Origin of the sequence: Brevibacterium picturae (genome assembly GCF_030453725.1) — a bacterium.
GTDB classification, from domain to species: domain Bacteria; phylum Actinomycetota; class Actinomycetes; order Actinomycetales; family Brevibacteriaceae; genus Brevibacterium; species Brevibacterium sandarakinum_A.
Map to the genome: position 1 here is coordinate 1 of NZ_JAKDJU010000343.1, position 1,523 is coordinate 1,523.

General features: G+C 62.3%; 1 protein-coding gene. It reads left to right on the plus strand.

All coding sequences use genetic code 11. The annotated features are described in order from the left end of the window. Positions 1 to 1,323 (plus strand): DEAD/DEAH box helicase (locus tag L0G76_RS16205; RefSeq protein ID WP_304358151.1); only part of this gene is annotated, 1,323 nt, incomplete at its 5' end. Positions 1,324 to 1,523: the final 200 nt, after the last annotated feature.

Genomic DNA, 1,523 nt, shown 5'->3' on the forward strand with positions numbered 1-1,523 from the left:
CTGGGCAAGACCCTGCAGACCCTGGCACTCATCGCCCACGCGAAGCCAGAGCTTCCGTTCCTCGTCGTCGCCCCCACCTCGGTGGTGGACAACTGGGCGAAGGAGTCCGCGAAGTTCACCCCTGACCTCGACGTTCGTGTCGTTTCCGAGTCAACGAAGAAGAGGCAGAAGCCCCTCGCCGAGGTGGTCGCCGGTGCCGATCTCATCGTCATGTCCTACGCGATGCTGCGCCTGGACGAGGATCCGATCGCCCGTCTGGACTGGGCCGGTTTCATTCTCGATGAGGCGCAGTTCGTGAAGAACAGCTCCTCGCAGGTCCACCTGGCTGCGAAGTCGGTCAACGCACCCTTCCGTCTGGCGCTGACGGGCACTCCGATGGAGAATTCTCTGCGCGATGTGTGGTCGCTGTTCTCCATCACCGCACCTGGACTCTTCCCCAGCGCGCATCGCTTCGAGAAGGAATACGTGCGGCCCATCGAAGGCGGTGAGGATCCGGGACGAATGGGACGGCTGCAGAAGCGGATTCGACCGTTCATGCTGCGCCGCACGAAGGATCTTGTCGCAGCCGATCTGCCGGAGAAGCAGGAGCAGGTCATCAATGTCGAGCTCAACGCTGCTCACCGCAAGCTCTACGATCGGGTGCTGCAGAAGGAGCGGAAGAAGATCCTCGGCTTCATCGACAGCGAGTATGACAAGCAGCGCTTCATCGTCTTCCGCTCACTGACCCTGCTGCGCATGCTCGCACTCGACCCGCGCATTGTCGACGGCGAACACGAAGGTGTGCACTCGTCCAAGCTCGCCGCCCTCATGGAACGCCTCGAGGATGTCGTGGCGGAGGGCCACCGGTCAATCGTGTTCAGCCAGTTCACCTCCTTCCTCGACAAGGTGGCCGAGGATCTCGATCGCCGAGGTGTCCCCTACGTCGTCCTCGACGGCTCGACTCGCAATCGCGGCCAGGTCGTCGACGAGTTCCGATCCGGCGCGGCTCCCGTGTTCCTCATCAGCCTCAAGGCCGGCGGTTTCGGCCTCAACCTCACCGAGGCCGACTATGTCTTCCTTATGGATCCGTGGTGGAATCCGGCGACGGAGAACCAAGCGATCGACCGAGCGCACCGGATCGGACAGACGAAGAACGTCATGGTCTATCGCTATGTCGCCGAGGGAACGATCGAGGAGAAGGTCCTGGCCCTGCAGAAGAAGAAGGCTGAGCTCTTCGACTCCCTCATGACCGACGGCGGGGCCTTCGAAGGGCGCGGCCCCAACGGTCAGGCATTCAGCCAGACGGTGACGGCCGAGGACATCCGGGGACTGCTCGAGGGGTAGCACAGCGCCAACCAACTATCCTGATAGTGACGATGACTGATGACTCAAAAGCGACCCGGGAGCAACGCTGGCAGGAACGCCTGGCAGTGCCGGTTCTGGTCGCCGCACTCGTCTCGATCCCAGCAATCTTCCTCACCTTCCTCTCTGAGCCGTGGAGCGACGCCGGCAGAGTCATCAATCTCTTGTCCGGCTTGGTCCTC